Source organism: Aromatoleum toluclasticum ATCC 700605 (genome assembly GCF_000378245.1).
In the GTDB taxonomy this organism is placed as follows: Bacteria; Pseudomonadota; Gammaproteobacteria; order Burkholderiales; family Rhodocyclaceae; genus Aromatoleum; species Aromatoleum toluclasticum.
Genome location: NZ_KB899525.1, coordinates 1 through 5,792 on the forward strand (window position 1 = coordinate 1; position 5,792 = coordinate 5,792).

A 5,792-nucleotide genomic window follows, 5' to 3' on the forward strand; every position below is an offset into this window, starting at 1 on the left:
AGATCCTCGACGGTCGCGGTATCCGGCGAGCGCCCCAGATAGCGGGCGAAGTTGCACACCGCGCGGATGTACGCGGACTGCGTCTTGGGATGGAGCTTGCGCATCCGCATGTCGTCGAGCATGCGCTGGCGTAGGGGGCTGATCGGGCGGGTAGTCGTTTCCATGACGTGCTCCTGTCGAAAACGAGGCGGGTCGCCTCATCTCCAACATGGCAGAGCACTGCCGATGCACACCCCCGACGTCCTGACCGTTCGAAGCGGTTCAGCGCGCCCTACCGCGAGAGCGGTTTAGTCCAAGGCCGGTCCGCGCACCCTGCGAAGTCTGCTCACGTATCGGAATGGCGCATGCCGGCCAATTGCGTGCGCAATGGCATTGCCATGACAAACGACGAGAAACCCTATCGAGGCGACGGGATTCTAGGTCCGCACCAATTCGCTGATAAGCACGTGAAAACGGGATACATTGTTTCCCTGGGGAGACATTGCACGGCAGAGCTAAGGCATATAATCGTGCGCAGGGCACCCCTCATTGGCAGCCATGCTCGATCTGAACGACTTCTATTATTTCCACGCCGTCGTGACCTACCACGGCTTTTCGGCTGCAGCCCGCCAGATCGGCGTACCGAAGGCGACCCTGAGCAAACGCGTGGCGAAGCTCGAAGAGCGGCTGCAAGTCCGCCTGCTCGAACGTTCGACGCGCCAGTCGCGCATGACCGATGTAGGGCGCGCGTTCTACGAGCACTGCCAGACCATGCTCGCGGGCGCGGAGGCAGCCGAATCCGCCGCGGCGCAGTCGCATGCGGAGCCGCAGGGTATCGTTCGGGTGAGCTGTCCTCAGGGGCTGATCCAGAATCTCGTCGAAGATCTGTTGCCCGGCTTCATGACGCAATATCCGAAGGTTCGCGTGCAATTGAAAGTCATCAATCGCCGCGCCGACCTCATCGAGGATCGGGTCGATATTGCAATCCGCGCGAGGTCACGCCTGGATAACGACCACAACCTGATCGTCCGGACGATGGGACACAGCCGTCTCGTGCTCGTGATGAGCCGGCAATTCTTCGCGACCCTCGGCCATCGGCCGACCGTCGATTGCCTTGCAACCCTCCCCATCCTGTCGATGGTGGAAGATGCCGATGAAGACGTCTGGGAACTGGTCGGGCCTGAGGGTCAGAGGCGCAGCTTCCAGCTCAAGCCGCGATTGTTCTGCAGCGATTTCGATTTGCTGCGCAAGGCCACCCTAGAAGGGCTCGGCGTTTCACTGCTGCCCGAGCACATCTGCATGCCATGGCTGCAGACCGGAGATCTGGTCAATTTCATCCCCGACTGGCACACCCGCCCCACCATCGTCCATGCCGTATTCATGAGCCGAAAGGGGCTTCTGCCTTCGGTGAGGACCTTCATCGATTATCTGGCACGGGAAGTTCCGCGCATACTCAATCAGAGTTCCGCGAACTGCCCGCACGCCGCGCGGGCATAGGCGCTAGCCCCCCGTACTACCATTGGGGTTGGCTCGCGACTGGACTCCGATGTCGAATTTCCCGATTCAAACGGTTGGAGTTGGGGCTTATCGGTGATTCAAGCGGGCGCACGCCCCCATGCGTGCGTCCTTCATTTCCGGATCAGGATCGCGTCTCAGCGATCCGCGGATTCGGCCATTTCGATGACGATGAAGTGGGCGTTCGGGCCGGCCAGGGAAAATTCGAGCTCAGCCGGACCGACAACCTCCAGGGCGTCACGCTCGTCGAGCTCGGTCACACCCTTGACCGCGACACGTCCCTCGATGTTATTCACGTACGCCTGGCGCCCGGCCTGCACCGTAAAGTGCACGCGGGCATCCGGATCCTGCAGCTCGCTGACGTACAGATTCACGTCCTGATTGAGGTACAGCGGGACTTCGTGCTGGTTGTCCGTATTGCCGACGATGTGCAGCAGGCGGTTCAAGCGGTCCTGCGGCTCGAACCGGCGCTGGGCATAACGCACCGGCAGATCGGCCGCCGGCGGCAGAATCCAGATCTGCAAGAAGCGGCACCACTCGTCGTGGCGGTTGAGTTCGGAATGCCAGACTCCGGTGCCGGCGGTGACGATCTGCACGTCGCCGCGCCCGAGCGTCTCCTCGACGTTGGTCGCGTTGTCCCAATGGGTCAGCTTGCCGCCGACCACGTAGCTGACGATCTCCATGTCGCGGTGCGGATGACGGCCGAAGCCTCCGTGCGGCTTGACGTCGTCGTCGTTGATGACCCGCAGCGCCCCGAACTGGATGTTGTCCGGGTTGTAATAACCGGCAAATGAAAAGTGGAAGTAAGTATCGGCCGGATGCCGGTCGCTGGCCGGGAGGTAATGCAGGGTGGAGGCGTCGATCTTGCGGAACTGCGGGGTCATCGTGTGGCTCCTGATGCGTTTGATGGAGCCACTTTAATCAGGCAGATTCGTTCAATAAACCGAACAGATCACAAAATATATTTACACTTTTCGCAACAATACGTTCCCTCGCCCTGCATGCAGCGCTTCGTCCCCATCGCCGGGTCCGGCAACTTCAGCAAGGCCGCGGAACAGCGTCCGGCTGTTCATCGAATACCTCGCCGATGCTTTCGGCACGGTGGGACGCCCGCACGCCGCGGGACGGACAGGGCGCCGCAATCCGCTGGCGGTCAGCGGCTCCGCTCGCGGGCGATGCACCTCTTCAACTGCCCCTTGGGCACGCGCTGAATCCTGCGCAGCAGCTCGACGGACACATCACTCACCTGGTGACGCTCGCGCAGCTCCCCCTCCAGGCTCAGCAGCAGGCTGGCCGCCATCTCCGCATCGGCCAGGGCCCGGTGGTATCGGCCCGCCACCGGCAGATTCGCATACTCGACCAGCGCCCCCAGCTTGTGGCTCGGCGCCAGCGGCAAGATCCGGCGCGACAGCAACAAGGAACATACGAACTCCTGCTGCCTGCTTCGCTCGATGCGTGCAAGCTCGGCATCCCAGAACTTGCTGTCGAAAGAAGCATTGTGGGCCACCAGGGGGCGGTCGCCGACAAAGTCCGACACCTCCCGCATGACCTGCGCCGCCGGCGGCGCCCCCCGGACCATCTGGTTGGAAATGCCGGTCAGGGATTCGATGAAGGCCGGAATCCGGACTCCTGCGTTCATCAGGCTCTGGTAGCGATCGACGATCTTGCCGTCCTCCAGAATCACCGCCGCAACTTCCGTTGCACGGTCCCCCTGTGCCGGCGACAGACCCGTCGTTTCAAAGTCGATGACCGCGACGACTTCCATGACCCCGCCCCTAAACCCGGCTCGCCAGGGCCGTGGCCCGACACTTGTCGCACACCTCCCACGGGAGGCAATTACACACCCGAGGAAGCTCAACGTAGTTGATGCCGACCTGAACCGTGCCGGACGAATCCTGATTCTTGCCCGAAGCCCCCGTCTGCGTCCGCACCTCGCCAGCAGAAGCGTCGTGAGGAGACGGCGACCATCGGGCAAACGGGGCCGGATCTTCCTTGCCCTCGACATACCAGATCTTTCGCCCGGCATCCCACCGCGCACCAAGCTTCTTGGCCTGGTCCTTCTCCGCGAAGGGGACCTTCAGGTTCAGCCTCATGTTGCTCCCACGCCGACGGTTACGGGCGGCCATTATATGTTGCGTTGCCGCTCGACAGGTCGCTGCGGTCAGGCGCCCCCCAGGGACGCCGCCTCGATTGCCGACAGCAGCGGAGGCAGCTCTTCTACCAGCAGGTCCACTGCGAGCCGGACCTTGGGAGGCAGCCGCGGCATGTAGGGCCAGACTGCGTTAACCGTGAACGAGACGCTCGCGTGATCCACGAACAGTTCCGTCAACTCGCCGGTTTGCAAAAAGCGATGCACCAGCCAATACGGAAGCCACGCAATCCCCAGACCTGCAACCGCCGAGGCCGCCACCGCTTGCATGTCATCGGCCAGGATGCGGGCAGCCGGCTTGAATTCTTCGCTGCGCCCGTCGCGCAATACCTGCCATGAGAGCACCCTTCCAAGGCGCGTATAGGCCACAGCGTCATGTTGCCTGAGGTCTTCCAGCGTCTTCGGCATGCCTCTTCGCTGCAAGTAGTCCGGAGCGGCGCAGAATGCCATCTTGTGTTCGCCAAGCCTGCGCGCAACGAGGTTGGTGCTGGATGGCAGCGTGCCGATGCGAATGGCAAGGTCGAACCCTTCTTCGACGAGGTCCACAACTCTGTCGTTGAACGACATTTCCAGCCCGAGTCCGCTGTGCTTCCTGGCAAACCGGGAGAGCAAGGGGGCAATGCAAAGATGTCCGAACAATACGGGCATCGAAACTTTAAGGCGGCCGCTCACCATTCCCTTGCCCCCCTCCAGCAGATCTTCCGCAGCCTTCAATTCCCCCAGCGCTCTCAGACAATACTCGTAGAACACGGTCCCTTCTTCCGTCAGGGACTGGCGGCGCGTGGTGCGATGAAAAAGCCGCACCCCAAGGCGGGCTTCCAGGCGCGCCACGGACTTTGCCACCGCCGAGCGAGTCAGGTGAAGTCTGGTGGCGGCCTGTGCAAAGGAGGGCGATTCGGCGCTTGCCACGAAAACTTCGATACCGGCCAATCTGTCATCCATATTGACGAATACCGGGAACCAATCGAGGCAATCATTATATCCACTGACGAAAGCTGAGCGCTGTTACGATCGGCTTCCCTCAAATCTCAACCTGCCCGCCGGATTGGCAAGGGCAATGAACGGAATGCAATTCATGAACAAGGTGCTCGCACTCAAATCCAGCATCATGGGCAAGCAATCCCAGACAAATGCCCTCATCGACTATTTCCTCGCTGAAAGGAAAGCCAAGGGCTGCAATGACGAGGTACGCGAGCGCGACCTCGTAACGCTCGGCCTGCCGGTGCTGGATGAAGAGCTTTTTCACGCCCTGCGCGGCGCGCCCCCCTCGAACGACCGGACCCACGCCATCGTCCGGCTATCGGACGAACTGATTGCAGAGCTGAAGGAGAGCGACCTGGTGGTGATCGGGGCACCGATGTACAACCTGAACGTCCCGACCCAACTGAAGAACTGGTTCGACCTTGTCGCGCGGGCAGGCGTCACTTTCCGCTACACAGAAACCTATCCCGAAGGACTGGTGGAAGGAGTACGCGCCGTCGTGATCAGTCCCCGAGGTGGAGTGCATGCAGGCCAGGAGACGGACGCTGTTACGCCGTACCTGAATGCAGTGCTTGGCCTCATCGGCATTACCGAAGTGAGCTTCGTTTATGCGGAGGGGCTGGATATGCGGCCACATGGTCGGGACAAGGGGCTGGCAGACGCCCGTAGCCGGCTGGCGGCGTTGGCTGCGTGATTCAGCACGACTGCAGTCGAGCCCGTCCGGCGCATGTGGCGGTTCCCAACCAGCCGTGATCTCAGGAACGCCACAGGACACAATCGGCGAAGAGGAATCAGAATCGGGTTGCCGTGAGATTCTCAACAGTCCGCTTCGGATCGGAGCGAGCTGTTGCGTCATTTGTACCGGCAGTCCGCTCTGGTTTAGCGTTGTTCGACGCCTGCCAATCGGGAAAGCCGTCGATGATCGGTCGAGGCTGATGGCAGGCGTTGGACAACGCTCCAGGGAGGAAACCGCGGATTTCGGTCGGGAGCGCTCAGCGTAGGCGATGCGCTATGGAGATTGAATTCGAGCGCGGGAGACCGACGCCGGCGCCAGCGGTGGGATGAGGGCGACGCACTTGGGAATCGCCCCCGATTCTGTGGCATCGGCGCTTCGAATGGAGTTCGTCAGGCCTGCTCCGGGCCAGCATTTTGGGATCAAGACGCAGCG

The 5,792-nt window shown here is 61.7% G+C and carries 7 protein-coding genes; 2 read left to right on the forward strand and 5 right to left on the reverse strand.

Annotation, left to right across the window (positions count from 1 at the left end; genetic code table 11):
- Positions 1-164: phage integrase N-terminal SAM-like domain-containing protein (locus tag F464_RS31845; RefSeq protein WP_040395805.1), on the reverse strand; the 164-nt coding region annotated here is incomplete at its 3' end.
- Positions 165-537: 373 nt separating this feature from the next.
- Between F464_RS31845 and F464_RS0127465 the strand changes: the two genes are divergently transcribed.
- Positions 538-1,476 (forward strand): LysR family transcriptional regulator, encoded by a 939-nt coding sequence (locus F464_RS0127465; RefSeq protein WP_018993079.1) that lies wholly within the window; start codon positions 538-540, stop codon positions 1,474-1,476.
- A 155-nt stretch (positions 1,477-1,631) separates the two neighbouring features.
- Here F464_RS0127465 and F464_RS0127470 read toward each other — a convergent pair whose 3' ends face one another.
- The 4 genes from F464_RS0127470 to F464_RS0127485 all read right to left on the reverse strand — a co-directional run bounded on the left by F464_RS0127470 (position 1,632) and on the right by F464_RS0127485 (position 4,585).
- Complete coding sequence (locus F464_RS0127470; protein ID WP_018993080.1) at positions 1,632-2,378, reverse strand: pirin family protein; 747 nt, start codon at positions 2,376-2,378, stop codon at positions 1,632-1,634.
- Between the two features lie 269 nt (positions 2,379-2,647).
- Positions 2,648-3,259, reverse strand: a complete 612-nt coding sequence (locus F464_RS0127475) for a 3'-5' exonuclease (RefSeq protein WP_018993081.1) — start codon at positions 3,257-3,259, stop codon at positions 2,648-2,650.
- 10 nt (positions 3,260-3,269) lie between these two features.
- Complete coding sequence (locus F464_RS0127480) at positions 3,270-3,587, reverse strand: DUF5710 domain-containing protein (protein ID WP_018993082.1); 318 nt, start codon at positions 3,585-3,587, stop codon at positions 3,270-3,272.
- Between the two features lie 68 nt (positions 3,588-3,655).
- A complete protein-coding gene (locus F464_RS0127485; protein ID WP_018993083.1) occupies positions 3,656-4,585 on the reverse strand; it encodes a LysR family transcriptional regulator in 930 nt (309 codons plus the stop codon).
- 133 nt (positions 4,586-4,718) lie between these two features.
- Here F464_RS0127485 and F464_RS0127490 point away from each other — a divergent pair, with 133 nt between their 5' ends.
- On the forward strand, positions 4,719-5,318 hold the full coding sequence (locus tag F464_RS0127490) for an NAD(P)H-dependent oxidoreductase (protein WP_026296379.1): 600 nt from the start codon (positions 4,719-4,721) through the stop codon (positions 5,316-5,318).
- Positions 5,319-5,792 lie beyond the last annotated feature (474 nt).